At 44.2% G+C, this 26,796-nt stretch carries 21 protein-coding genes and 2 pseudogenes; 20 read left to right on the top strand and 3 right to left on the bottom strand.

Annotated elements, in window-relative coordinates; translation table 11 throughout:
• Positions 1-234 precede the first annotated feature (234 nt).
• On the top strand, positions 235-399 hold the full coding sequence (locus tag AC58P7_RS22285) for an aspartyl-phosphate phosphatase Spo0E family protein (RefSeq protein ID WP_497346758.1): 165 nt from the start codon (positions 235-237) through the stop codon (positions 397-399).
• A 224-nt stretch (positions 400-623) separates the two neighbouring features.
• Here AC58P7_RS22285 and AC58P7_RS22280 read toward each other — a convergent pair whose 3' ends face one another.
• From AC58P7_RS22280 to AC58P7_RS22270, 3 genes are all read right to left on the bottom strand, one after another.
• The gene (locus AC58P7_RS22280; RefSeq protein WP_497346757.1) at positions 624-1,958 is read right to left on the bottom strand and encodes a glycoside hydrolase family 30 protein; all 1,335 of its coding nucleotides are present in this window, start codon (positions 1,956-1,958) and stop codon (positions 624-626) included.
• A 214-nt stretch (positions 1,959-2,172) separates the two neighbouring features.
• Positions 2,173-2,379 (bottom strand): hypothetical protein, encoded by a 207-nt coding sequence (locus AC58P7_RS22275; protein ID WP_497346755.1) that lies wholly within the window; start codon positions 2,377-2,379, stop codon positions 2,173-2,175.
• A gap of 548 nt (positions 2,380-2,927) precedes the next feature.
• Positions 2,928-3,707, bottom strand: a complete 780-nt coding sequence (locus AC58P7_RS22270; protein ID WP_497346753.1) for an IclR family transcriptional regulator — start codon at positions 3,705-3,707, stop codon at positions 2,928-2,930.
• A gap of 206 nt (positions 3,708-3,913) precedes the next feature.
• Between AC58P7_RS22270 and AC58P7_RS22265 the strand changes: the two genes are divergently transcribed.
• The 19 genes and pseudogenes from AC58P7_RS22265 to AC58P7_RS22175 all read left to right on the top strand — a co-directional run bounded on the left by AC58P7_RS22265 (position 3,914) and on the right by AC58P7_RS22175 (position 26,776).
• Entirely contained in the window at positions 3,914-4,711 is a 798-nt protein-coding gene (locus tag AC58P7_RS22265) for a DODA-type extradiol aromatic ring-opening family dioxygenase (RefSeq protein WP_497346751.1), read from the top strand.
• A 29-nt stretch (positions 4,712-4,740) separates the two neighbouring features.
• On the top strand, positions 4,741-6,201 hold the full coding sequence (locus AC58P7_RS22260; protein ID WP_497346750.1) for an aldehyde dehydrogenase: 1,461 nt from the start codon (positions 4,741-4,743) through the stop codon (positions 6,199-6,201).
• Positions 6,202-6,226: 25 nt separating this feature from the next.
• On the top strand, positions 6,227-7,009 hold the full coding sequence (locus AC58P7_RS22255) for a 2-keto-4-pentenoate hydratase (RefSeq protein ID WP_497346748.1): 783 nt from the start codon (positions 6,227-6,229) through the stop codon (positions 7,007-7,009).
• Positions 7,010-7,026: 17 nt separating this feature from the next.
• A pseudogene (locus AC58P7_RS22250) lies at positions 7,027-7,882 on the top strand (acetaldehyde dehydrogenase (acetylating)).
• A complete protein-coding gene (gene dmpG / locus AC58P7_RS22245; RefSeq protein ID WP_497346746.1) occupies positions 7,879-8,895 on the top strand; it encodes a 4-hydroxy-2-oxovalerate aldolase in 1,017 nt (338 codons plus the stop codon). Before AC58P7_RS22250 ends, dmpG begins: the two are co-directional and overlap by 4 nt.
• 20 nt (positions 8,896-8,915) lie before the next feature.
• Complete coding sequence (locus AC58P7_RS22240) at positions 8,916-9,695, top strand: 2-keto-4-pentenoate hydratase (RefSeq protein ID WP_497346744.1); 780 nt, start codon at positions 8,916-8,918, stop codon at positions 9,693-9,695.
• Between the two features lie 28 nt (positions 9,696-9,723).
• Positions 9,724-9,930: pseudogene (locus AC58P7_RS22235) on the top strand (4-oxalocrotonate tautomerase); the annotation flags it as partial.
• 23 nt (positions 9,931-9,953) lie between these two features.
• The gene (locus tag AC58P7_RS22230; RefSeq protein WP_497346742.1) at positions 9,954-10,904 is read left to right on the top strand and encodes an amidohydrolase family protein; all 951 of its coding nucleotides are present in this window, start codon (positions 9,954-9,956) and stop codon (positions 10,902-10,904) included.
• Between the two features lie 18 nt (positions 10,905-10,922).
• On the top strand, positions 10,923-12,113 hold the full coding sequence (locus AC58P7_RS22225) for a 4-hydroxybenzoate 3-monooxygenase (protein WP_497346740.1): 1,191 nt from the start codon (positions 10,923-10,925) through the stop codon (positions 12,111-12,113).
• 25 nt (positions 12,114-12,138) lie between these two features.
• Positions 12,139-12,960 (top strand): prephenate dehydratase, encoded by an 822-nt coding sequence (gene pheA, locus AC58P7_RS22220; protein ID WP_497346738.1) that lies wholly within the window; start codon positions 12,139-12,141, stop codon positions 12,958-12,960.
• An 881-nt stretch (positions 12,961-13,841) separates the two neighbouring features.
• Entirely contained in the window at positions 13,842-15,389 is a 1,548-nt protein-coding gene (locus AC58P7_RS22215) for a tyrosine-type recombinase/integrase (protein WP_497346737.1), read from the top strand.
• 197 nt (positions 15,390-15,586) lie between these two features.
• The gene (locus AC58P7_RS22210) at positions 15,587-17,128 is read left to right on the top strand and encodes a tyrosine-type recombinase/integrase (protein ID WP_497346735.1); all 1,542 of its coding nucleotides are present in this window, start codon (positions 15,587-15,589) and stop codon (positions 17,126-17,128) included.
• 19 nt (positions 17,129-17,147) lie between these two features.
• Positions 17,148-18,608, top strand: coding sequence for a TniQ family protein (locus AC58P7_RS22205; protein WP_497346733.1), 1,461 nt, complete (start codon positions 17,148-17,150; stop codon positions 18,606-18,608).
• A 733-nt stretch (positions 18,609-19,341) separates the two neighbouring features.
• A complete protein-coding gene (locus AC58P7_RS22200; RefSeq protein WP_497346731.1) occupies positions 19,342-20,505 on the top strand; it encodes a YhgE/Pip domain-containing protein in 1,164 nt (387 codons plus the stop codon).
• A 24-nt stretch (positions 20,506-20,529) separates the two neighbouring features.
• The gene (locus AC58P7_RS22195; protein ID WP_497346729.1) at positions 20,530-21,117 is read left to right on the top strand and encodes a TetR/AcrR family transcriptional regulator; all 588 of its coding nucleotides are present in this window, start codon (positions 20,530-20,532) and stop codon (positions 21,115-21,117) included.
• Between the two features lie 15 nt (positions 21,118-21,132).
• Complete coding sequence (locus AC58P7_RS22190) at positions 21,133-22,146, top strand: PfkB family carbohydrate kinase (RefSeq protein WP_497346727.1); 1,014 nt, start codon at positions 21,133-21,135, stop codon at positions 22,144-22,146.
• A gap of 638 nt (positions 22,147-22,784) precedes the next feature.
• Positions 22,785-23,492, top strand: coding sequence for a CpaB family protein (locus tag AC58P7_RS22185; RefSeq protein ID WP_497346725.1), 708 nt, complete (start codon positions 22,785-22,787; stop codon positions 23,490-23,492).
• 501 nt (positions 23,493-23,993) lie between these two features.
• Positions 23,994-25,229, top strand: coding sequence for a CpaE/TadZ family protein (locus AC58P7_RS22180; protein WP_497346723.1), 1,236 nt, complete (start codon positions 23,994-23,996; stop codon positions 25,227-25,229).
• 23 nt (positions 25,230-25,252) lie between these two features.
• Complete coding sequence (locus AC58P7_RS22175) at positions 25,253-26,776, top strand: ATPase, T2SS/T4P/T4SS family (RefSeq protein WP_497346721.1); 1,524 nt, start codon at positions 25,253-25,255, stop codon at positions 26,774-26,776.
• Positions 26,777-26,796: the final 20 nt, after the last annotated feature.

The following is a 26,796-nucleotide window of genomic DNA, read 5'->3' as shown; positions in this document are numbered from 1 at the left end:
TCTGTACTTTTAATAGCACCTTCATCATGTCTGAGAATAACAACTATAATCGTCAACAATAGGTCATATTATGTTTAGCTCTCGGCGAAATCGATATGACGAGGGTTTTTATTTGTTGAGGATTCTTTATGGTAACAATACAATTGTTAGAGACAATTTTTACCCATAGCACAATTTCTCTTGTTCATGCTCTACTGTATACTCTTATCATACGAAACCTAAACTGGGAGATTTATGGTGAATAGCTTACAATTACTCGAGAAAATTAATCAGTTGAGAAACCATCTAGAAGTAATAGCTTTAGATCACAATTTAAATTTACAACATAATAATGTAATCGAAGTAAGCGAAATTCTTGATGATTTAATTGTTCAATATTACTCAATCGAAAAAGATTAAATCTACTGTCTTACATCAATCCATTACAAAGAATCCCTTACTCACTAGCACGATATCATCTTCAGTAGTCGGAGTGATTACTGTTGAATGAAAATAAAGTAGTAGACTGAAAAATAAAGTATTAGACTAAGAAATATAGTTATAGACTGAGAAAATAAAGTATTAGACTGGAGATACATTGAACTACCGGTAAATAAAAGAAGCGCGGTTAGAGAATTGGAACGTCAAAGGACAATTGTATTGAACGATTCCGGCTCCAGTTTAAATTCATATACCGTCAAACCGTCCGACAACCTAAGAAGCCGCATATCCGTAAACGGATTGGCGATGACCACGATTTTATCGCCGGCAGGCGTCTCGAATGCGAGCGCATCGCCGGTCCATGGGCCTTTAAGACCGATCCGTCTGGATCCGGGCACAACAAAGTGCGAAAAATGCTTCATGACGTAATATTCCGGATTGAGGATCACCTGTTTCGCATACGGATCTACCGTTATCATAGAATTCTGCTCCCACCCCCACGTGCTCCGCCCCCTTGGCTCAAGCACCATATTCCAATAAATGTAGGCATTGACGTCGTTCGAGAAATAGTGCTGATACAGGGTGAATACGTACTTTGCGTAGTACCAAGTATTTTCGCCGTCGCCGCATTCGTTCTCGGTTTGCATGTAACGGAGCTCCGGATAGCTCTGCACGGTCCGTTGGATGCCGTACTTGCCCGCCCATTGATAGCCGACGCCATGGATATACTTATATGCCTCCGGGTCACTTAGCACGGTATGCGCGTAGGCATCGAATCCGGTATCCTTCTTCTTGAGCCACACGTCCCAGGGCTCCGGTCCATTGATCGTGCCGAGCCATATTTCTGTATCCAGTCCGTGGCGTTTGAATGTCGGCCCCAGATAATCGCGGATAAAGTCGCGCAGCTGTTCGCCGGTCCATACGCAGGACGGGAACTTCTGGTCCGCGACCACCTCGTTCTGCACATGGATCTGGTGAATGATGATGCCTTCCTCTCGGTACGCTTGCACGAATTTCACGAAATAGAGCGAATAAGCCTCCAGAATCTCCTTTTCCCAGCGCAAAGTACCGTAGTTGTACGCCTTTGGAAACTTCATCCAGGCCGGCGGACTCCATGGGGATGCGAACAATTTGAGGACCGGGTTCATCTTAAGCGCTTCCTTGATGTACGGAATCAGATATTTGCGGTCCCTTTCGATGGTGAAGTGCTCCATGGCGTAATCGCCGTCCGTCTCGTTCAGACTGTACCACTCGAGCGCATAATCGCTGGCGCCGATCGGCAGGCGGCAGATGCCGAAGTGATGGTCGCCGTCCGGGTGGAAGAGCGAATAAAATACACGTTGTCTGTCTTCTTCCGAAAGACGTTTTAACGCAACGTACCCAAGTTCGTTGAAACACCCGCCGAAGCCTTCTACGCTCTGATGCTTTTCCCGGGTAATGGTCAGATTCGCTTCTCCTATTCCGGAATTAACATAGGTTTCTTTGATCGTCCAAGGTTCGGCTAGCGTACTTGAAATCCAGTAAATGAATTTTTTCATGATACCAACCTCCTGCTCACTTTCTAATAAATATGGTGTCTGGTGTGGTCGAGAGAACTAGAACCTATTCGGCTGTACCAGTAAATACCTTTTTCGGCACGACAAAGACTGTCATCCTTTCTCTCCAAAGGCGGCTTTGCGCAGAAAAGCGCATCTTCTCCGCTTGAACTGAGAAGATGCGCTTCATCTCGTTTACTTGATTTACCGCGTCAAGCTATGTATTTGTCGTGAATCTGACGATCTGTTCGTGCAGCGATCTCGACAATTGGTTCAAGACGGCTGCCTGACCGGAAAGCTCCTCAAAGGACGATAATTGCACCGTGGACATATCGGAGATTAATGCAAACTGTGATGACGACTTTCGGGTTTTGCCGGCAATCTCCGAAATCTTAGCCGAAGCTTCTTCTGAACTCGCGGCCATTTGCTTGGACGTTCTCGTCTAATCGTCAATCAGTGCTGCGGTGCCATCGCCGCGCATTAGTCTAGAACTTTATTTTCATCGAACAATTACCGCTGTTCAATTAGAAAGAGCTTAATAAGCCAGTGCAATATTCAAGGAGTAAAATCGATTCTTACCAGCTGTCGAGTAGATCTTAAATTTTTTATGGCATGAAAAAACTCTTTGCCATGTCCAGTTAAGTACAACTTAATTTGCTTTAATTTTATTCATTAACCATTTTAAAAACAATGCAATAAATATATAAATCGGGAAGGAATATATGAATTTCCAATTGTGTAATTCGTAAATTCTAAGCCATTTTGCAAGTGGTCCTAATATAAACGACGCAAAATCTGCCATAAACACACACTACCTATTATGAATGATATATCGCCGTGCGTGGCACACAATTAATTAATGAACCCGCGATGAATTTGAAACCAATTAAAACGCATGATTATTTAGTTTTTAATAAAAGTGGTGAAGCAGATCGATCTCTGCTTCACCACTTTCAATTTAATCAACGAAAATCAATGCCCGGAATAACCCAAATTTTTGGATATTTCTTTTGCTGCTTTTATGACTTTGTTTTTAAGAGCTGATAACTGCTGCTGCTTAATGCGATGCTTGGGACCGACCAAAGAAATGGAGGCGATTACTTTTTTGGAATAGTTTCGAATCGGAGCCGCAAAGGAAACGACATCCTCTAAAAACTCACATTCGCTGTAGCAAACTTCCGACTCGCGGATTTCTGCCAGCTGTTTTTTCAAAACACTCGGATCGAGGATTGTTTTCTCGGTGTATCGCACCAAATCCATTGCAAGCGAGCGTTCGATATTTGACGTTTCTTGAAAGGCCAGTAACACTTTGCCCGAACTTGTACAGTGGATTGGGTTTCGGCGGCCGACATAGGACAAGATGCGGACGGGGTGCGAGCACTCTATCTGCTCAATGTAAACAACATCTTCATCCTCTAATACGGCGATATGAGCCGCTTCCCCTGTATCTCTTACTAACTCTTTTAAAATAGGTCGTGCTTCGCGGTTTATCTCCAGTTGGGAAGTCACGATGCTGTTTAGCGTTAAAATGCGTAGCCCCAGCCGATATTTTTGGTTGTCCAGATCCTTGACGACATATCCTTCGCTGGCAAGTGTGCTGAGCAGGCGGCTTATGGTACTTTTGCCTACGCCAAGCTCGACGGCCAAGTCGCTGACACGCTTCTCGGGAGTTTCCTGTGAGAAACTGTTAAGGATACGAAGCGCATTTTTGACGGAGGAAAGCAAATAATCATTGTCCGGTTTGTCTGTCATGGTTGTACCTTCCTTACTCGTATGTTTGTACATTATAGGAGAACGTTGTTCTGATAAAAAGTTTACCATGATATATGCAAGGAGGACACCACCTAAAATACATTTCCAATTGTTGCGTATAGAAGAACTGTGGTGTTGTATAAAGAATTAAAAGCATTTAAGATTCATGTAAGGCCTTTCTAATAAAGGTAAACAGGAGGATGTCAATGACACTAAGTATGGCTCTATTGGCTGCGCATGTACCGAGTATTTGTCATGAGGAACAAGCGCCTGATTTTCAGAAGGAGCTCGTTGAGGGGCTTCACCTGATGCGGGAACGAATCAACCAACAGCAACCGGATGCAATCGTTTTGTTGTCCTGCCATTTTCCAGGTACCTTCCATCACTATGTGGATGCCACTCCCAGGCACACAGGCGTACTCACTGCGGTGGAATGTCCGGATTTAATTTCGGATATTCCGTACGATTATCCGGGCGATGAGATGCTGGCCAAAGAACTGGTAGCAGCGGGCAATCAGGCAGGCATCCCAATTACCGAATTTAACGATCCCACTTATATTTGGGATTACGGCACCGTCGTTCCGCTGCGTTACCTGGTACCTAAACAGAATACCCCGGTTGTGAGTCTCTCGGTTTGCTGGGCGTCGAGCTTAGAGGAATCGTTTCAATGGGGAAAACAAATCGGCAAGGTGCTTAGGGAGACCGGGAAGCGGGTCGTCTTTATCAGCAGTGGGGCGATGTCTCATAATTTAGTTAGAGGCCGCCATCACATGCCTACGCTTTCTGAACAGGCGATGGACAAACAATTTATAGCTTATTTGTTAAATAACGATTACACCGCAGCTAGGGAAATGCTGACACAATATGCACGGATTGCAGGAGTGGAATCCGGCGGACGGCACTTGGCTGCTTTGCTGGGTGTTCTGGATAATGAGCGGGCCGAGTTCTGGGGATACGGGCAATCTTCAGGTAGCGGGAATGCGATTGTATCGTTTGTATCATAACTATTATGGGGAATAAAGGAGAGATCAACATGACATTAACTAAAGTCAAATCGATGAATTGCTTGCATTTCATTAATGGGGAGTTCGTCCCTTCATTGGATGGAAAAACCTTCAACAATATCAACCCGGCAACAGAGGACATCTTAGGTACAGTTGCGGAAGGCGGAGCCCCGGAAGTGGATCTTGCTGTTGCAGCCGCACGTAAAGCGCTAAACGGCCCGTGGAAAAAAATGACCGCCAATGAACGAATTGCAGTTTTGCGCAAAGTGGGCGATTTAATCTTGGAGCGCAAAGATGAATTGGCAGCATTAGAATCACTCGATACCGGCAAGCCGATCTGGTTGTCTGGCAGCATCGACATTCCTCGTTCTGCTTACAACTTCCACTTCTTCTCTGATTACATCGGTACGATCACTAATGAATCGACACAAATGGATGATGTAGCGCTCAACTATGCCATTCGTCGTCCTGTTGGTGTCATCGGTTTGATCAACCCATGGAACCTGCCGATGCTTCTGCTGACTTGGAAGCTTGCGCCCGCTCTGGCCGCAGGCAATACAGTCGTGTTGAAACCGGCCGAATTAACGCCAATGACGGCAACCGTGTTGGCAGAAATATGCCGCGATGCGGGTATTCCGGACGGTGTGGTGAACGTCGTGCATGGCTTCGGGCCGAATTCCGCAGGGGCTGCACTGGTTGAGCATCCGGACGTTAACGCGATCAGCTTCACAGGCGAAACGACGACGGGAAAGACCATCATGGCTTCGGCAGCAAAAACGCTCAAGCGTCTATCCTACGAGCTTGGTGGGAAAAATCCAAACATCATTTTCGCAGATTCCAATTTGGATGAAGTGATCGAAACGACAATGAAGTCAAGTTTTATCAACCAAGGTGAGGTTTGCTTATGCGGTTCGAGAATTTATGTGGAACGCTCCGCCTACAACGCGTTTATGGAGAAGTTCGAGGCTAAAACCAGAGAACTGGTCGTCGGCGATCCATTCGACCCCAAGACAAAGGTTGGCGCATTAATCAGTGAAGAGCATTACGAGCGTGTAATAAGCTACATCAAGCTGGCTGCCCAGGAAGGCGGAACGATTGTCACCGGCGGAAAGCGGCCGGAAGGCCTTCATAAAGGCTACTATCTGGAACCAACGATCATTACGGGGCTTAACCGCAACTGCCGTGTTGTGAAAGAAGAAATTTTCGGCCCGGTGGTCACCGTAATCCCATTTGATACGGAAGAGGAAGTGCTCGATCAAGTCAACGATACGAATTACGGTTTAAGTGCTTCTGTATGGACGAACGACTTGCGAAGAGCTCACCGTGTAGCCGGACAGATTGAAGCGGGGATCGTATGGGTAAACACTTGGTTCCTTCGTGACTTGCGGACGCCATTTGGAGGTATGAAGCAAAGCGGTATCGGCCGGGAAGGTGGATTACACAGCTTTGAGTTTTATTCCGAACTAACCAACATTTGCATCAAACTTTGATGATTCGAGGAGGCGATTTAGGCTCATGAAGAATACAGCGGTTAAATACGCAGAACATTTGGAGCAAGCGAAGATAGGTGGCAAAGGCGTCGAGCCGATTACGGCACTCGATCCCGAGATAACAATTCAGGAGGCGTATGACATTCAATTGGCCACGATCGCCAAGAAGGTGACGACGGGAAGCCGCATTGTCGGGAAAAAGATCGGTTTGACCTCCCTGGCTATGCAGCAGCTGCTTAAAGTGGATCAACCCGATTACGGTCATCTACTGGACGATATGGTGGTGGAAAACGGTGGAGCCATTCCGTTCTCGTGGGTATTGCAGCCGAAGGTAGAGGCGGAAATTGCTTTTGTGCTGAAGCAGGATCTGATTGGCCCGCGAGTTACACCCGCCGAAGTGCTGCTTGCTACAGACTATGTACTGCCGGCGCTTGAAATCGTCGACAGCCGGGTTGCCGACTGGAAAATTAAGCTGCAGGATACGGTGGCGGATAATGCGTCCTCGGGCTTATATGTGTTAGGGGGTAAGCCGGTCAAACCGGAAAACATCGATATGACGCTTGCGGGTATGGTACTTTACAAGAACGGAGAAATCATGAACACAGGCGTCGGCGCAGCCGCACTCGGCAATCCTGCCGCATGTGTCGCATGGCTGGCCAACAAGCTGTTCGAATTCGGCATCACGCTAAAAGCAGGTGAAGTTATTTTATCAGGTGCTTTATCCGCTGCTGTGAATGCGGAGCCTGGTGATCATTTCCGGACGCGAATCGCCCATTTAGGCGAAGTGTCCGTTAGTTTCCAAGCCTAAACGAAAGGATGATTCTTATGTCGAAAGTAAAAGTCGCCGTGCTTGGATCGGGGAATATCGGTACGGACTTGATGTATAAGCTTCAGCGATCTGATTTCCTTGAGATGACGACGATGATTGGTGTTGATCCCGCATCGGAGGGATTGGCGCGTGCTGCCAATCTCGGGTACGTAACCATCGATTCTGGCATCCAAGGATTTCTGGAGCAACCTGATTTGGCGGATATTGTCTTCGACGCGACATCAGCAAAGGCTCATATTCGTCATGTGAAGGCATTACGTATTGCCGGCAAAATCGCGATGGACCTCACGCCTGCGGCCGTTGGAGCCCTGGTCGTACCGGCAGTCAATCTGCAGGAGCATATTCTGAAGGACAACGTCAACCTCGTGACTTGCGGCGGTCAGGCGACAATTCCGATTGTGCATGCGATAGGCCGTATCGCTCCCGTTGAATATGCGGAAATCGTAGCGACCATCTCCAGTAAAAGTGCAGGACCGGGGACTCGGGCTAACATCGACGAAGAAGGGCAAAGCGATCATTATTCTGAATCCGGCTGAACCGCCGATTCTAATGCGGGATACCGTCTATGCTCTGGTGGATAAGGAACGTATGGATAAAGATGCGATTACCCGATCCATCCTTGATACGGTTGCTTACATTCAATCCTACGTACCGGGTTACCGGTTGCGGACGGAGCCGATCTTTGACGGCAATAAAGTGACCGTGTTTCTCGAGGTGGAAGGTGCCGGCGACTATTTACCGTCCTATTCCGGCAATCTCGACATCATGACGGCATCGGCCGTGAAGGTTGCAGAAGAAATCGCAAGGAAGCGGATGGCCCAAACTGTGAGAGAAGGAGGAGCATCGGCATGATAAAAGAACGCGATATCCAGATTACAGAAGTCGCTCTTCGCGACGGAAGCCACGCCATCGCGCATCAATACTCGATCGAACAAGTGAAGCAGGTTACCAAGGCATTAGGCGAAGCAGGAGTTCCATATATCGAAGTCTCTCACGGGGATGGCCTCGGCGGCTCCTCCTTACAGTACGGCCTTTCGCATACGGATGAGATGAAGCTTATTGAAGCGGCAGTTTCCGTTAGCGGCGAATCCAAAATCGCAGTTCTCGTGCTTCCAGGCATCGGAACGGTTAAAGAGATGAAGGAAGCTACCGGACTGGGCGTCCGCATGGCAAGAATCGGCACGCATGTAACGGAAGCCGATGTGTCGGCGCAGCATTTATATAAAGCGAAGGAACTCGGACTCGAAACCGTCGGCTTCTTAATGATGTCGCACATGGTTCCGACTGCAAAGCTGGTGGAGCAGGCTAAGCTCATGGAAAGCTATGGAGCGGATACGGTGTATATGTTCGACTCCGCCGGAGCCCTGTTGCCGCTTCAGGTGAAGGAACGGGTTCGCGCTCTGCGGGAACATCTCTCCGTCAACATCGGATTTCATGGTCATAACAACCTCTCGATGGCGATGGCAAACACACTGGCAGCGATCGAAGAAGGTGCCAAGCGCATTGACGGCAGTATCCGGTGCCTCGGGGCAGGCGCCGGCAATACCCAAACAGAAGTACTGATCGCAGTACTTGAACATATTGGAATCAAAACCGGCATCGATCTATACAAGATCATGGATGTCGCCGAAGAGGTTATTGCACCGATTCTGCAGGTGCCCCAGGAAATTACGCGCGACAATCTGGTGCTTGGATATGCTGGGGTATATTCCAGCTTTTTGCTTCACGCAAGGCGCGCAGCAAAAAGCTTCGGTATCGATTCGAGGGATATTCTCATCGAGCTGGGTAAGCAAAAAGTTGTAGGTGGACAGGAAGACATGATCGTGGATGTGGCCGCCGAGCTGGCAAAGCTGCACATCAAATAAGCATTTTGGAGGAATTCAACGTGAGTAAATTAATCAAAGAGTTGGCCGGCCACTTGTTAAACGCGGAAGCAGAGAAAAGTGTAGTGCCTAGGCTTATTATTGATAATCCTGATTTGTCGATAACGGATGCTTATGCGATTCAAGAGCAAATCGTGCAATTGAAGCTGGAGGAAGGACTTCGCATTGTAGGTCCTAAGATGGGACTGACCAGTCAGGCCAAGATGAAACAGATGAATGTGAGCGAGCCGATCTACGGTTACATCTTCGATAATATGGTGGAGAGCGGTCAGGGCATTTCCCTTCAGAACTATATCCACCCGAAAGTAGAAGCGGAAATCGCTTTTGTGCTGGGGAAAGACATCGAGGGCCCTGGGATTACTGGTGCGCAGGTGCTTGCTGCAACGGAATACGTCATTCCCGCGCTAGAAATCATCGACAGCCGATATGAGAATTTCCAGTTTACGCTTCCGGATGTCATCGCAGACAATGCCTCCTCCGCTGGTGTGTTCTTCGGTTCCCAGATAAAGCGTTCCGATTTTATGGAGTTGGATCTGCTTGGTGTAACGCTCAGTATCAACGGGCAAATCAAAGAGCTGGGCGCAGGGGCGGCTGTCGTCGGACATCCGGCTCAATCGGTGGCGATGCTCGCGAACATGCTGTCCAGAAAGGGGCTGAAGCTGAAAGCCGGACAAATCATTCTTACGGGTGGCATTACAGGTGCCGTCAAGCTACATGAAGGCGATGTCGTAAGTGCCCGGTTCGATGGATTGGGCTCTGTCGATTTCACAGTCAAGCCGTAAATAACGAAGAAAATGCTTAACGCTAGGGAGGAAAAGACTTATGCCCATTATTAATATTCAATTGATGGAAGGCAGACCGACTGAGAAAATCAAATCTTTGATCGAACGTGTAACGGAAACCGTATCGGAGGAATTGAACACGCCGAAAGATCGAATCCGGGTTCTCGTAGCCGAAGTACCCAAAACTCATTGGGGAATCGGCGGCGTACCGGCTTCCGATATTCCGAACCGATAACTGAGTGCGGAGGTAACGACCCCATGTTTGATGTTCATACTCACGTGATTCCACCAGAGGTTATGCTTTGGCTGCGGGAACACCGCACATCAGTCAATGCGAAGTGGACAAAGAAAGACCCGGGTAAGGCGGAATTTTTAAGCGTAAACGGTAATTGGGAATTCGAGCTGAAAGAAGCCTTCGTCAATCAGGAGCTTTATTTGACAGAGCAAGAGAGAGCAGGCATTCGTCATTCGCTTGTTTCTCCGATCCTACAGCTGTTTCTATACGATTTTCCATCTGAGTTAACAAAGGAAATGGCGGCCGTTTACAACGATGGACTCGTAGACTGGGCACGCAGGCATCCAAGCCGGTTGTCGGCATTGGCTACTTTGCCGATGAACGATCCGGTTTGTGCAGCCGTTGAATTGGAAAGGGCGATGAATAGGGGAGCGAAAGGCGCGATTGTCGCTACTTCATGGGCAGGTCGTGGACTCAGTGAAGAGGATCTGACTCCGTTCTGGGAAGCGGCCAATGAGCGGGGCGCGATTATTTTCGTTCACCCGCTGCTTTGCGAGGACGCACGTTTACGTAAGTCGATGATGACCAACCTGATTGGAGTACCATGGGAGACGACGGTATGCGCGACCGATTTGCTTCTTAGCGGTACGCTTGAACGATATCCAAAGGTGAAAGTGCTGCTTGCTCATGGCGGTGGTTTTCTGCCTTATCAAATGGGTAGAATGCAGACCGGATATGACAAATGGAAAGCGGTATCTGCTGCTGTAAAGGATCCCCCTCGCGAGCTTATTCGCAAGTTCTGGTTCGACACGGTTCTCTGGAACCCGGAGGCTCTTGCCTATCTCATCGGGGTCGCTGGAAAAGACAAAGTCGTGCCGGGTACGGATTTTCCATTTGATTTATGCGAATGGCCGCCGGGAATCGAAGGAACGAAAGGATTTCACTCTTTGATGAATATAGAAAATACAGAATAGGGAAGGGAGGCTGGCTATATGAAAACACAAGTTGGTATCATCGGAGCTGGCCCTGCCGGCTTGATGCTTTCACACCTGCTTTATTTGCAGGGGATCGATTCGGTGATTTTGGAAAGCCGAACACAGGAAGAAATCGAAGGAACGATTCGAGCAGGTGTATTGGAACATGGTACTGTCGAACTCATGAAAGCAATGGGTGTAGGCACTAGATTGATGCAGGAGGGTCACTTCCATGAGGGTTTTGAGCTTCGCTTCAACGGAATAGGTCATCGAATCAATGTGCATGAGTTAACAGAAGGAAAACATATTACCATTTACGCCCAACACGAGGTAATTAAAGACTTGGTAGCGGCTCGCATGCAAACTGGCGGAACGATTTTATTCAATGTAGGGGATGTGAGTTTGCACGACGTAGATGGAGATGCGCCAAAAATTCGTTATCGTCCTGATCAAGATGGTGAACTTCAGGAAATTACCTGCGATTTCATCGCAGGCTGTGATGGGTTTCATGGTCCGAGCCGTCCAACCATTCCACGGTCTATCCGAATTGATTATCAAAAAGTGTACGATCACGGTTGGCTGGGCATTTTAACGAAAGCGCCTTCATCCGTTCCAGAGCTCGTTTATGCAAATCACGACCGCGGTTTCGCTTTGCTCAGCACAAGATCACCAGAAATCCAGCGGTTGTACCTTAAGGTGAACCGCAAAGAAACGATCGCGGAATGGTCAGACGACCGAATCTGGACGGAGTTGCATGCAAGGCTTGAAACTCGTGATGGCTTTCAGTTGATCGAGGGACCGATTTTCCAGAAGGGTATCGTTTCGATGCGAAGCTTTGTCTGTGACCCGATGCAGTATGGACGGCTCTTCTTAGCAGGTGATGCGGCGCATATCGTTCCGCCAACGGGAGCCAAGGGCTTGAATCTCGCCGTAGCGGATGTCAAAGTGCTATCTGCAGGATTGAAGCAATTTTATACTTCCGGTAAAACAGATACACTCGATCGTTATACAGAAATTTGTTTGCGTCGTATTTGGAAGGCTGAAAGGTTCTCCTATGCCATGACTACAATGCTTCATAGAAATCCAGACCATTCACCTTTTGAACGTAAAATCCAACTGGCCGAGCTTGATTATATCACATCATCGAGAGCAGCCTCGATCAGTCTTGCCGAAAATTACATTGGTTTACCCATGGAGTTCAAATATTAACATCAACTTTGGAAAGGAACTTACGATGAAGATTTCTTACTTGGGACCCAAAGGCACATTTTCGGAAGAAGCAGCCCATCGTTATTATCAGAGATCAGAAGTGGAATATCACATGTGTAATTCACTGAGCGAAGTCATTGAGGTTGTTGCAAATGGACAAGTGGATCAAGGTTTTGTTCCTATCGAAAATTCAATCGAGGGTTCAATTAATATAACTTTGGACGGTATTATTCAGCACAAACTCATGATTCAAGCTGAGGTGATATTTCCAGTTTCTTTACACCTATTAGTTAATGAAGGTGTTCATGTCAGGGATGTAAAAGAGATATGGTCTATTCCTCCAGCCCTAGCACAATGCAGAGATTATATTCGTGAATTGAAGGTACCAACAGTGGGCTTTTCAAGCACTTCACAGGCTGCTGAAGCAATAAAGAAATCCAATCGAGATGACGTTGCTGCGGTTGGTTCTGAATGGGCCGGAGCATTGTTTGGTTTACAAATTGCGGCTAGAGATATAGAGGATTATCAAGATAATCAGACTCGATTTTTCGTAGTAACCACTCAAACCAATCCCCAAGATCTTATGGAGAAATCTTTGCTGCTTGTAACCCCGGAGAAAGAGCAGCCTGGGGTGTTATCCAGTATTTTGAATGTTCTTTCTGCACTGGGTATTAACCTTACATGGATCGAATCCAGACCAACAAAACGTAAACTGGGAACGTATCAATTTTTTATTGAAGTAGGAGTCGGGGGACAAAATCCTAACTTGTTAAAAACGATAAGCATCCTTCGTACAATCGGTCATTATGTTAGTATACTGGGGAGCTACAATACAAATAAACTGTAGAATATTAATGATTGTTGAAGTTCAGTTCGCTAATCCCTTGTAAATTACAGTTATGTATTTTAGTAGAGTGTAAGATTTTAAATGTATTAGCGGTAATCTGGAGCTGCGAAATCAAACTTAATGAGTAGCACCTGAATGGTAGGTGGCTGTTCGTATACATATTAGGTGGGTAAATAGTCGGTAGCTTTCAAAGATGCGGCTCAGAACGCTATTGGGAAATTAGTAGCTGGTAATGCTAAACCGGAAGATTTTATTGCAGAATTATAGTCTGCTGCCGACAAAAAGTAATTAACATTTCTCATAGTTACAGGAAAAGAGCAATCTACATTTTGGTTATGTAGATTGCTCTTGCATTATTCCCGTCTTTGTTTTATCGTCAACAACCAACGTCTGAGGATTCCAATATTCTTATCTTAACGGAGATGCAGCCAATGAACTGTCAAAACTGCAATGGTAATAATGACGTAACCGAATTCCGTAATGGAACCGAGCAATTGGTGTTGTGTGTTGATTGCCGCTTTAAACTGTTAGCCCCGCGTGCTCAGGTTCCCGAAAGCCGGTGGAGCAATAATGCATCCTTGGGTTATGCAATCTTAGGCGCAACGGCTCGGCTATAGTCAGAGTCAAATAAAGGAATTGGTCAGAGCAGTATACAGTTCCATACGACCGCGTTTAGGATTAAATTATGTCTCTTACCTATGTTGAAAATTTTCGGGAATAAGTAATTGCGTTTAAGCGTAGCCCCTATGAATCATACATTCATAGGGGCTTTTCAATCTTAACTTGGTTAAACCTCCACATGGGTGTTGGTTCAATATAGGTATATCTACTAAGTTAAATGGTAAGAACTTGATATAAAATATTAATAAGGAGCATGACGAATGAAAGTTGGAAGAATACTTGATTCGAAAAATGAAATGAACAAGTTGAAGTTAGCTCCCGATTACTTAGTACGACTTGAAGAAGACATATGGGATGTGCGGGATTTAGGACTTTCTTATAATATTACTAGAAATGAGTATACGATATCATTCCTAAAAATTTCTGATAATTTTAGATATTTAATAAAACGATATGTTAGGCAACGTCTTATCGATACTATTAGTATTCAATGGTATACTGCTAAACAAGATGTACAAGGTTTGAAAATGTTCTTTGAATTTATAGGAGAGATCCATCCAGAATGGACAGACCTTTGTCAGTTGTCTAGAGAAGATACTGAAAATTATTTTAATTACGTACGAAGCCATCCAATGGGTGATAGAAGTGGTTCTCAATCCAAAAGTTTAATTCCGACAGATTACTATATCTGGACAATGATCTCGAAAGTTGAGAATTTTATCTACTTTATTCAACGATATGAGTGGCCCGAAGCACCGTTCAAGCCTATTCGTTCACTTATTTTTCAGGAGGATCGGCCCAAATTACAACCTCGAGAACTTACTGAATATAAATACATATCAGATTATACTTGGAATCAAATAGTAGAAAATGTTGAGTTTCTTGATCCACAGTATGTTCCAATCATTATGTTAATGGAAGCAACAGGATTTTATTTGTTGGATATATTAACTTTGAAATTAGATTGTTTGATTAACGGAGAAGACGGAGTTTGGATAAAATCAGAAAGGAAAAAATTAATTAAATTCCCGATTAGTGATGAAATTGCAATGTTAATAAAATCACAGCAGATGCTTATGCAAGAACTTTTTCCAAAACCTATGAATCCTGATAACTTTCTGTTTCTTAAATATAAAGGGAAAAGAAAATATCGTGGAAAGTCGTACCTTCAATCTTCACCAATCCGACAAATTAACACTTTTGCGAAAGAACATAATATCCGAAATGAGAATGGGGATTTGTTTCAATTTGGTTCATCAGTCTTTAGACACAGGTATGGATTGACGCAAATTAATAATGGTATGAGTGTCATTGATGTACAAAAAATGATTGCTCATGTTACGCCAGAAATGGCAGTGATATATGCTAAAATCCATGATCTAGGGAACCAGCAATTGTGGGAAAATGCGATAAAACTTGAGGCAATACGCTTAAACTCAATAAGTGGTGATGTTATTAAAACTGATTTAAAAGAACAGGCATATGAGAACGATGTAAGGTTTGAGTGGTTAAGAAGAAATTTTGAAGATTTGCGTTTGGATCATGGTTATTGCATAAAATCGCCTAGATCTCATTGCCAATATCTTAACCAAACTATGGAGCAGCCGTGCATACCATTTAAATGCCAAAGTCTATATGTTGATTCAACTTTTTTAGATTATTATGAACATGAGATAAATGTATTGGAAGAAAGTATTCGCAAGTGTAATTCATTGGGTAGGGCAAGATATATTGAAATACTTGAACCGAAATTAATTAAATACAAAGAAATTTGGACTAGTTTAAATCTAAGCATAATAAATAAATAAGAAATTTAAATTTCAAATCCTGTTGTGTTCACAGGGCCTAACATTATTGGAATCGATTAATCGCTTTAGATAGATTCGCAGTATGATGCTGTGGGTCTATTTTTTTGCTTTGCAATGAACATTCTGTTTAAATGTATAGCAATTAATATAAATGGTAAGAACTTAATATAAAGAATAAAAGTAGGGGAGCCTCTCAAATGAAGGTTGGAAAAATACTGGCAACAGAAAATAAGTATGGAAAGAACACCTTACATTTAGCTCCAAATTACTTATTACAGCTTGAAGAAGACACTTGGGATGTTCGTGAATTAGGACTTCCATATAATATAACAAGAAATGATTATATAATTTCCTTTTTAAGGATTCCTACTAATTTCAGACAAGTAGTCAAACGATATGTAAAACAACGACTTATTGATACTAATAGTATTCGTTGGAATACTGCTAAACAAGATGTACACAGGCTAAATATGTTTTTTGGATTTATTAATGAGATTTATCCGGATTGGAAAGATCTTGGTCAGATCTCAAGAGAAGATGTTTTGGAATACTTTAAATATTTAAGAAATCACCCGATGGGTGGTGAAAGTAGATCGCAATACAAAAATCAGGAACCTACAGATAGTTATTTTTGTAGCATGGTAGCAAACCTGGAGAATTTCCTGTATTTTATTCAACGTTATCAGTGGGGAGAGGCACCCTTAAAGCCTGTTAGATCACTTGTATTTCAGGAGGATCGACCAAAGTTACAACCCAAAGAATTGACTGAATACAAATTTATAACTGATTATATCTGGAATCAAATAGTTGATAATATTGCATCTCTTGATCCTCAGTACGTACCCATAATTATGCTAATGGAGGCAACAGGTTTTCACTTAATTGATATATTGACTTTAAAATTAGATTGTTTAAGATTCGAAGAAGATGGTGTCTGGATTGAGTCTAATAGAAGAAAACTAATTAAAGTTCCCGTAAGTGATGAAATTGTTAATGTAGTTGAGTCTCAAGAATTACTTATCAAAGAACTTTTTCCTGAACAATTAAATCCTAACAATTTTCTATTTCTAAAATATAAAGGGAAGACTGCCTGGCGAGGAAAACCCTACCTTAACATGTCTGTAATTCGACAAATTAATAAATTTTCAGAAGAGCAGAACATAAAAGATGAAGAAGGTGAAGTATTTCAATTTGGAGCACTTGTATTTAGACATAGATACGGGCTTATGCAAATTAATAGTGGTATGAGCGTAATTGATGTACAAAAACTGATTGCGAATGTTACGCCTTTAATGGCTGTTACATATGCTAAAATTCACGATTTAACAAACCAACAAGTATGGGAAAATGCAATGAAGCTTGATGCGATACGCCTTAACTCAATTGATGGTAAAGTTATTCGAGCTGATTTAAAAGAACAAGCATTTGAGAACGATATAAAGTTGGATTGGTTAAGGCGAAATTTTGAAGAATTACGACTCGATCATGGTTATTGTATCAAGTCACCTAGAGCTCAGTGCCAATATTTAAATCAGACGATGGGACAGCCGTGCATAACGTTTAAATGCCAGAGCTTTTACGTTGATACCACCTTCCTTGATTACTATTCTCATGAAATAAACGTATTGGAGAAACGTATAAGTGAGTTCAGAGTTATGGGAAGGACAAGATCAATTGAAATACTTGAACCAAAGTTAAAGAAATTCAAAGAAATAAGAAGTAGACTAATTAATTACTAAATTATAAATGAGGGTCAGTATGTCAATTAATTGGTCTAAAGAGTGGTTAACACAATACGAATCACCTTGGTCAGTACTGGAAAAAATAAAATATGCAAACTTAATTAGTACTAAGCAGCTATTACAACATTATGGAACAGATACCTCTAAAAAAATCAGATTCGGGAAAGTTGGGAAACAACATAGAAATCTAATCACATTAGAAGGACTAGATCTGAATAACTTAGAAATAGAACTTGATGTAGCACTTATTGAACATTTTAATAAATCGAAAACAGTACTTACAAACAGGCTGTCTGAGAACTTTAATGGATCGAGTATCATAAGATCGGATTTTCATTTTTGCCAAATATGTATAAATAGTGGGTACCATAGTTTTTTTCATCAATTTACATTAATTGAAATCTGTCCATTTCATTTATGCAGGTTAGAGAATAAATGTTTACACTGTATGAACTCAATCTCCTACATGCTTCCATCACATGAGTTTGAAACTGGTTTTCTATGCGATTGTGGAAAAACATTAAGGACGGAAGAGTCGGAATACAGCTCTTTCGTTAAAATGTGGAAAGAACCTATGCGCATAATAGATCCATCATTAAATAAATTTCTCTATTGTAATGAAGAGATGGAACAAAAATTAAAGAATGCTTATTTCTATCCGAGTGATCTGACAGGCTTAGACTTTATGTTCAATTCGATGAATGGTGAAAATGATGTGGCTAAATATTACCATAAAATTATTAATAAAAAGGATCTAGGCACAAATATTAATGATGAGATATTTTTAACATCATTAAATGTTTTAAGATCATTCGAGCAGTATATAATGAATACTTTTCTATCAAATCATAGACATTGTATAAAGAGATTTTTAGGGTTATATAAAAAAAGAGATGAAGATTTCCCGCCAATTTGTCCGTATGCGTATGCCTATGTTTTCTGGAAAGAATCTTTCTACAACATAAATCCTTTTCACAATGATAGTTTCTTAAACGTAATTCGAAAAAAAGGAATGCAACTGCCATTTAATCTACAAGCTGAAGAAGTAAAGGAATTATTTTCATCTATAATAAACAGCAATAGCATGAATGATAACTCTTATATTAATTGGATAGTGGGACATACAGTTTGGGAACTAGCATACGGACATTTCCAATGTTGGTTACAAATTGCCTCAGAAGAAGCATCAACTGGAATACGTTCAACGACCAGGTTTTCTAAACATAGATTTAGGGATTTCTCTTTTGCAATTGTTACAGATAAATTGAAAGCACAAACGGAATTTCATGTATCAAGAGGCTACTTAGATTATGAAATTGAGAAATTAGAATGTCCATTTAAGGGTTGTATTAAAATTGATAAAGATGATATTTCACATTTACCAATTAGACTAGCATTGAAACGTGGGTTTGATGCAGAGAAAAGAGAAGCTGAAAAATATGTAGCTGGCTTAAAAGCATTTTATATAACTAAATAGAGCAATTGATTAATAAAAAATTTAAAGAAGAGGAGCTTGCTTAAATTTTAGCGGCAGCTCCTCTTTTACTATTATCTTAAGGTCCAGGAAAAAATAATGGGATTCAAATTCTTTGCTAATTGGTTTCTAGATAATTGGATTTACTGAGATTCATGCGCTATGTTATCCTTTGGTAAGAAGCATGTTCTATCTGTTTACAGATCTCAGGAGAGTTTTTAATTATTTAAATTGGTTAGAGGTGATTCGTTTAAGAGAAAGAGTTCATGTCAGATTTGCTGGATCTATAAATGGTTCATTGTGGATTTATCACAGGAGTACGGGGAATTAAAAACAAACGTAGTTCTATATCGTTAGGAAATTTCATTGGGCCCTCAGTTGATGGAGAGGACAAGGAGTATGTAAAAGTTTTGAGTGGGAGAGTGACTGATCTAAAACCATCATTTATGTAATTACTCTGCCGCGGTCACTAACCCTAGTTTTAATGTCTGCACATATTGTAGGGATTTTCTTGTCGTGTTTTTTGTTATTATTGCTCATAGTGTAGGGACTTTCTTGTCGCGAAATACTACTCATTTGGTGTTTGTAGGGATTTTCTTGTCGCTAATGAGGGTTATTTCTTGTCGTTAGACTTTATTTATTAATTATTAGACGGCGTTGACAAATCATTTTAACTACATTATTATTTAAACAAACGTTTAATTTAAATGATCGTTTAGTAAAGAGGAGTGGTCACATGAGACAGTCAATAGCAACATTTTTAAAGCCTGCAACAACCAAAGTAGGGATAATCACAGCGATTACGTTTCAATTGCTGTTTAGCATCATTTGGATGACGGGGTATTCGGGGGTATCGGATAATACGAAAAATTTGAAGATCGCAATCGTCAATGAGGATCAGGCAATGGGAAGCAAAATCGTTCAAAGCCTTCAGATCAATCTACCTTTTCAAACGGAAATTATTGCTACAGATGCGGAAGCACAGAGCAAGCTTAATAGGCGCGACGTGCAGATGGTAATGCACATTTCTCCTGATTTTTCGAAAAAGCTTCAAACACCAGGGCAGACGGCACCGATTACCTATACGGTCAATGAGTCGAATCCGTCCATGACGAAGTCGATCATGCAGGCAGTAGCGGGGAACATTACGGCTACGGTAAATAAAGAGGCTGTAGCGGCAGGAGCATCGGCCGTGCTGACTCAGATGAATCCACAGCTACCGGGTGAGCAAGCGACTCAGATTGCACAAGGGCTGGCGAGTAAAGTAAGCTCCGATATTCAAAGCACCAATAAAGTAAAGGATATGCCGAATCAAATGCTGCCGATGATGCTCGTACTAGCTTCCATTGTGGGTACGATGATTATGGGGATGAACTTCAATGTTTCGACTAATCTCATTGGTGCTTCCCTTTCGAAAACGCAAAAAATGGCCGCACGTATCGTCATAACTGTGATTGCTGCGGTTGTCGTCGGGCTGATTAGCGCTATCATGGTGGTAGCTTTGGGGGGCCAAGTAGATAAAGGTTTTGTCGCACTTTGGGGCTTCGAATCGTTGTTCTTATTGACGTTTGCGTTGGTTGCACAAATGTTTTTGACTTTGTTTGGGAACGCAGGTATGCTATTTAACATTGCTATGTTATCCCTACAATTGGTCTCCTCCGGTGCGATCGTACCGAGAGAGCTTTTGTCGAATTTTTATCATTCTATTAGTAATTTTTTCCCGGCTACCTATGCGGTGAACGGGTTAATGAATATTTTGTTCGGTGGACCTGGTGTTGGCAGCGAAGTTGGTTTCTTAGTGTTGATTGCAGCCGTTGGGCTCGTCATCGATATGTTGGTTGTATTTGTTAAAAAGGCAAAGGCAGCCCCGTCCACGGGTCATGTTCCATTAAACGCTTAATGATCGATGAGGAGGACGCTAGGCATGGTTCAACAAGAGTCAGATATGAAAATGAAAATTGTGCTGGCAGCGAAAAAGCTCTTCGCGAAGCATGGTTATGATGCAACTAGCGTTCGTCAAATATGTGAGGAGGCCGGGGCCAATGTGGCTCTGGTTTCCTATTATTTTGGTGGAAAAGAGAGCGTTTTCCATGAGATATTTAAGCAGTTTTTTCCTGCTGATAAATTTACGGAATTTTTTAAAGTGGAAGATCCGCTTGCAGGTATTCAAATGGTGATTAGGGAAGTCGTACAGATTCGCAATAAGGATCCGCAGATGATCAGTCTAATTCAGATGGAGATTATCACGATTACCCCGCGTGTGGAGAAAATGAGAGAACTTGTTTTTCCGCTATGGAAAAAGGTTCGGGATCTATTGGACAAGGGCAGGCAAAAGGGGTTGTATGAGTTTGAATCACTGGATAGCACGCTGATGTTCGTGCTGGGTGCGATGTTCTTTTATAAGCAGAGGGAGTTTTTTGAGCCCATGTTTACGGATGAGCGGCCGGATATGGAAACGCTGATTGGGCAAACCACGACGTTCATTATGCGTGCGCTCGGTTATCAAAAATAGAGGGGAATGGGCGATATGAGTAAACCAACTGATACAACTGAAACAACCAAATCAACTACCAAAACAATGATCGTATGCTTGGGTGAGCTGTTGATTGATTTCGTGCCGGAGGTAAATGGCGAAGCCTTAGCCGACGTTGCGAAGTTCGGGCGGGCGGCGGGCGGAGCGCCGGCCAATGTAGCTGCGGCGGTCGCCAAACTAGGCGGCGACGCTAGGTTTATTGGCAAAATCGGCCGGGACCCCTTCGGCGATTATTTGGTTCGCACGCTCCAGGATGTGGGCGTGCATACGGCTGTGCTTCAGACCGACGAGGCGAAGACTGGTCTGGCTTTTGTATCGCTGCGCGCGGATGGTGAGCGCGATTTCTTGTTTTTCCGCGACCCGGCGGCGGACATGCTGCTGCGCGCAGACGAAGTCGAGCCGCAGTTGCTGGAAGATGCCGCGATCTATCACTTCGGCTCGGTGTCTCTGATCGCCGAGCCTTGCCGTACCGCTACGCTCGACGCTGCGCGGCGAGCGAGGGACTTTGGCGCATTGGTGTCGTACGACCCTAATGTGCGGCTGGCCCTGTGGCCGAGCGAGGATGCGGCTCGGACCGAAATCCTTGCGCAGCTAGGGCTTGCGGATGTGGTCAAGGTCAGCGAGGAGGAAATTGAATTCCTCCTCGGCGTTGACGCGACCACAGGTGCGCAGCAGCTGCTGCAGAGCGGGCCCAAGGTGATCATTATTACCTTGGGGGCGCAGGGCTGCCGCGTCGTGACCGCGCGGCAGGATGTCGTGATCCCCGGCGTGCCTGTGGCCGCCGTGGATACAACCGGCGCCGGCGACAGCTTCGTCGGCGGCATGCTCTTTCAGTTGGCGTCGCTGGGCGCCACGCCAACCACGATCGTGGACGCGCTGGCCGTGCCCGGCGTGGTTGAGGAGGTTTTCGCCTTCGCGAATCGCGTCGGCGCAATCACCACGACTCGCAGGGGAGCGATTCCTGCGCTGCCAACACTCGCAGAAGTCAATGAGGGGATCCAGCTTTAAGCTGGATCTCCTTTTTTGGCTCATACTTCACGCTCGAACCCAATTTCTGTTGTATCTACAAGAGTAGCGAGTATCAGTCATGTGACTATATCGCTCGAACGCAATTTCTGTGGTATCTACAAGAGTAGCGAGTAGCTACCGTATGAATAAAATTTTCCTGAGTCAAAGGGATAGTGTGAATAAGTAGTTAGCGATAAAGTGATGGCACTGCGAGTTTATGGCGTTGAGTGGTGGAAGGAGTAGAGCAGTTGTAGATGGTTGGTGCTCCTGAGTCAGAGTCAAAGGGATAGCACGAACAGATATGATGCGATGAAGTGCTGGCACTACGTTCTTTTAGCCTGAAGTGGAGGGAGTAGTAGAATAGTTGGCAGAGGGTTGATGTTTCTGAGTCGAGGGGATAGTGTCGATAGAAGTGGCGAACTCGGTAACTCTACCAATCGACGGCACATAGTCCATTTGTCACTACTGATCAGAAATTTGTAAATAGATGTTGAAAATTGGAAGTTAATGTGATACTTTAATTATATTGTTTCGAACTTATCATAGTTTGATTTGCGAAGAACGCAAATTTCGGGGATGGATCTCCGGGGTTTGCGTTCTTTTTGTTGTGTTGTGTTTGTAGGAAAGGAGGTGATCGATTGAATCGCAGGAGAAGCCTGCTAATTAGTGTGGTTGCTGCGGTGCTGGCCGGGTTGCTCGTGTACGGGGTGTATGTGCTGCAAGTGAACCAAGTGGAGCTGCAGCAGACGGTTCAGGTTGTGGTTCCGAGGGATTTTATCCGTGCGGGTCAGTTTATTCGTGACGATATGGTCGAGTTCAGAGCGATTCAGAAAGGAAGCTACACGGAGGGCATGATGACGAGACTTGCTGATGCCGTTGGTCAGGAATCTATGATTCCCTTGGGTACGCAGGAGCCCATTCTGAAATGGAAGGTGAATCGTTATCATTTATTACCTAATGAACAACAGGCGACTTTTCAAATTCCTAAGGAGTATCTCCTTTCGGTTTCCAATGGCATTCGCGCTGGGGATCGGGTTCGATTGTATGTATCGGGGACCGATGGCAGCTCGCGACGGTTGTTTGATGAAAGGGAAATTTCGGTGGCTTCTGTGAAGTCCTCTGCCAATGTGGAGGTGGATAATCCGAAGAACTCCAATTTGCTATCCAAGGTTGAGGGGGATGAACAAAAGATGTACACCTCAAGACTGGAAGCCAATGGCGCCATTGATCAGATTAATTTGAATATGACGGAGAAGGAATGGCTCCAAATCGATCAACTGTGCTCTTCAAAGAAAGCCAAGCTTGTCATTGCCTTTAGCTCAACGTCGATACTTGCAGAGGAGTAGGGCGAGAGCAGGAGGGGGGCGCGTCATTTTGAAGAGTGTGGGGGAAAGAACATTTGGATAGAGTGCAGGGATATTGAGCATCAGGAAGTACAGTAAGTTGGAGTAGAGTGCAGGGACATTGAGCATCAGGAAGTGCAGTAAGTAGGAGTAGAGTGCAGGGATATTGAGCATCAGGAAGTACAGTAAGTAGAAGTAGAGTACCAGGGATGTTGAGCATATGGAAGTACAGTAAGTCGAGGTAGAGTGCAGGGATATTGAGCATCAGGAAGTACAGTAAGTGGGAGTAGAGTCAGGGATATTTAGCATTAGGAAGTACAGTAAGTAGGAGTAGAGTACCAGGGATGTTGAGCATATGGAAGTACAGTAAGTCGAGGTAGAGTGCCAGTGATAATGAGCAACTGGATGTAAAGTCTGCTCTGGGCGTCTGGGAATATATTCAAGGAAGTAGAGTAAATGAAGTGTATGATTTATGGCGAATAAAACAAAAAGAGGTGATACATATTGCAAATCGGCTTATTGTCGACGGATCAGCGATTGATAGATGAGCTTACGAATGTGGTGTATGCGAAACCGTTTGGGTGGCGAATATTTACGGATGCGAATGATTTACAGCCTAAATTAATGGAGCAACCTTACTCGTACGTCATTATTTCGGATCGGGAGCTGTCTTACGGGGAGTTGGAGGAGTTTCTCGAAGGCTTGCAGGGGCAAGAGCCAACGATGAATATCATCGTGTTACTTTCGAATTATCATGATGCCTCGATCAATGAGAAGTATGTGAAAATGTGCAGGCTGATGAAGCTGGATTATATTCTCCCGGGACGCAGTACGGCTGTGATTGCGGATGAAATCCGTGCATGGGTAGATGGGTCAAGTGGGGGGCAATCCAATCAGACGCTTCCTGGTAAATTAATTACGTTCGTTGGCTCTACACCGAATATTGGTACGACGTTGGCGTCCTTTGGCGTGGCCTGTATGTTAGCGATGGAGACTTCGAAGAAGGTGGGTTATCTGTGTTTGAATCTCAAAAGCTCAAAGCTCCATCGGTATCTGGGGCGTGAAGAGCACCTTTTTACGTTAGATGGGTTGAGAGCGGAACTGAAGGCGCAAAGCTTAACACCAGAAAGGCTGCTCCACGTTTGTGATAAGCCGAAAGAGGCACATGGCCTACATATCCTATATGGGAATATGCTGCGCGAGCAGGCTGAGTTTTTCACGCCATCGGAAATTATCCATTTGCTGCGGGTGGCGCGAGGCGCTTTTGACATCTGTATCATTGAAGTGAGCGCGTATTGGGATAATGCGGCGACGGTTAGCGGGCTGCTTGAAGCAGATAGCAAAATCGTTGTCACGACGGGGGATATTGCGCATTTTCAGGAGGATTTCTCGAGATGGATCAGGCAGGTTGGATCTGTATTTGGCCTACAGCCGGACGCTTTCGAGCTGATGGCTGTTCAAACGGAGCGGCACGCGAAGCAAAGTGAATTTACGATCAAAGATATTCGCAAAGAAACGCAGCTGCACTTGATTGGGCATGTCAGTAGACACGCGGATGCGCTTGCTCGCTGTAACCAAGGGAAGCTGATGGAGCTGTTAGGCAATGCACACCCCATGCATCATGAGGTGAAGGCTGTGGCTCGGAAATTCGCTGACTTTTACAAGCTGCCTCAGAGGACGAGTGTGAGGCAAGAAACGTGGTTCCAAAAGCTTATCGCTGGCAAAAGAGCGGTCAGCTAAATTAATCAAAGGAGGTGAAGGGAGTGAGTGGGAAAAGGTTTTCGATGATTACCTACATGCATGAACGGAGGACGGAAGAGGCGGTGGTTGGATTACATCACTTCCCGAGTTCATCCAATGTAAGTGATGTGCATAGCGGTAAAGAATCACAGGTTGGTTCAGGCGAAACAACACATGATGTATGGACAAACGGCAGTAGCCATCAGGATCACGCGCGTGAGGAGGCCATTTTTCAACAGTGGGTTCAAGAGATTCGGATCGAACTTGTTTCCTTGAAAGGCCGCTCGGAGAGCGAAAAACAGTTGTATAACGAGACGCTTAATCGAGCAATTTTGGGCTATGAAGAAGATCGTGGCAAGTTGCTAGCAATTATTCATGATCTCGTGTCGAAAAGAAGACTTTCCGACATCCCACCTCGGACCAGCGGGTATACGACATTGCCAGAAGCGATTTTTGCAGAAATAATTGGCTTAAATGTCCTGGAACTCGTTCTCAAACAGAAGGAAGGATTGGAGGAGATTCAGGTTGTGGGGAGGCAGATTTTTGAAGTGCGTGGCGGAATCGCTCGACCTTCTCTCTATGAGCTTCCATCCATCCGTGAATTAGAGCGGATCCAGCAAAATCTGGTGCTGTTCAACCATGATACCCTCAATCCCCGAAAACGCTGGGCGGAGGTCGTACTTCATGATGGCTCGCGTGTGACGATGACAGGCTTCGGATTCACAGCTGAACCGACATTGACGATTCGATTCTACACAGTAAAAAGATTTGATTTAGCCTCGCTGACCTCACCAGACCTTGCCACGATGGATTCCCGCATGGAGCTATTACTTCGCTGTTTCATTCGCACCTATTTCAATATGGTCGTCATTGGACCGACAAACTCCGGAAAGACAAATCTCATTAAAGCCATTATCGCTGAAATGGACGATAACGAGCGAATCATCACGATTGAATCGCGATTCGAGTTAAATTTGAAGCGAGATTTCCCATATAAAAATATCGTCGAATACGAAATTGACGAGGAAGATCCGAGACATTCAGGTTTGCAGGCTTTTAAATTGGCGTTAAGGCAGTCTCCGAAGCGTATATGTCACGCCGAAATACGGGATGAAGATGCGAATTTGTATGTTCGCGCTTGTACACGTGGTCATGAGGGCAGCTTAACGACGGTCCATGTTAGTGAACTGGAGGATGTGCCTGATGCGATTACAGACATGTGTATGCTGGATGGCAGAGGAATGAATTCGCAGCGTCTAATAACGAAGCGGATTACTGAATTTGTGACACATATCGGGATTGAAATGCAAGTTGTTCACGGTAAAAGAAAGATTGTCCGAATCGTCGAATACCGCTATGAAAATGAATGCGTTTTCGTCACGAATTTAGCACTTTATGACAACTCGACAACCAAATGGACATTTCCCGGGAAATTGTCGCTTCATGCATCGCGAAGAATCAGAAAAGCAGATGAGGATAGTTTTTCGTTGTTAATGGAGCACGGATTTATCGAAAATGAAGGGAAAGAAGGCGATTTAAAGGAGTGATTTTCGCCAAATATGTCTTT

It is taken from the genome of Paenibacillus sp. J22FR5, from assembly GCF_059691975.1.
Note: the sequence above shows the minus strand (reverse complement) of the source record. Positions and strands in the feature narration are given on the sequence as shown.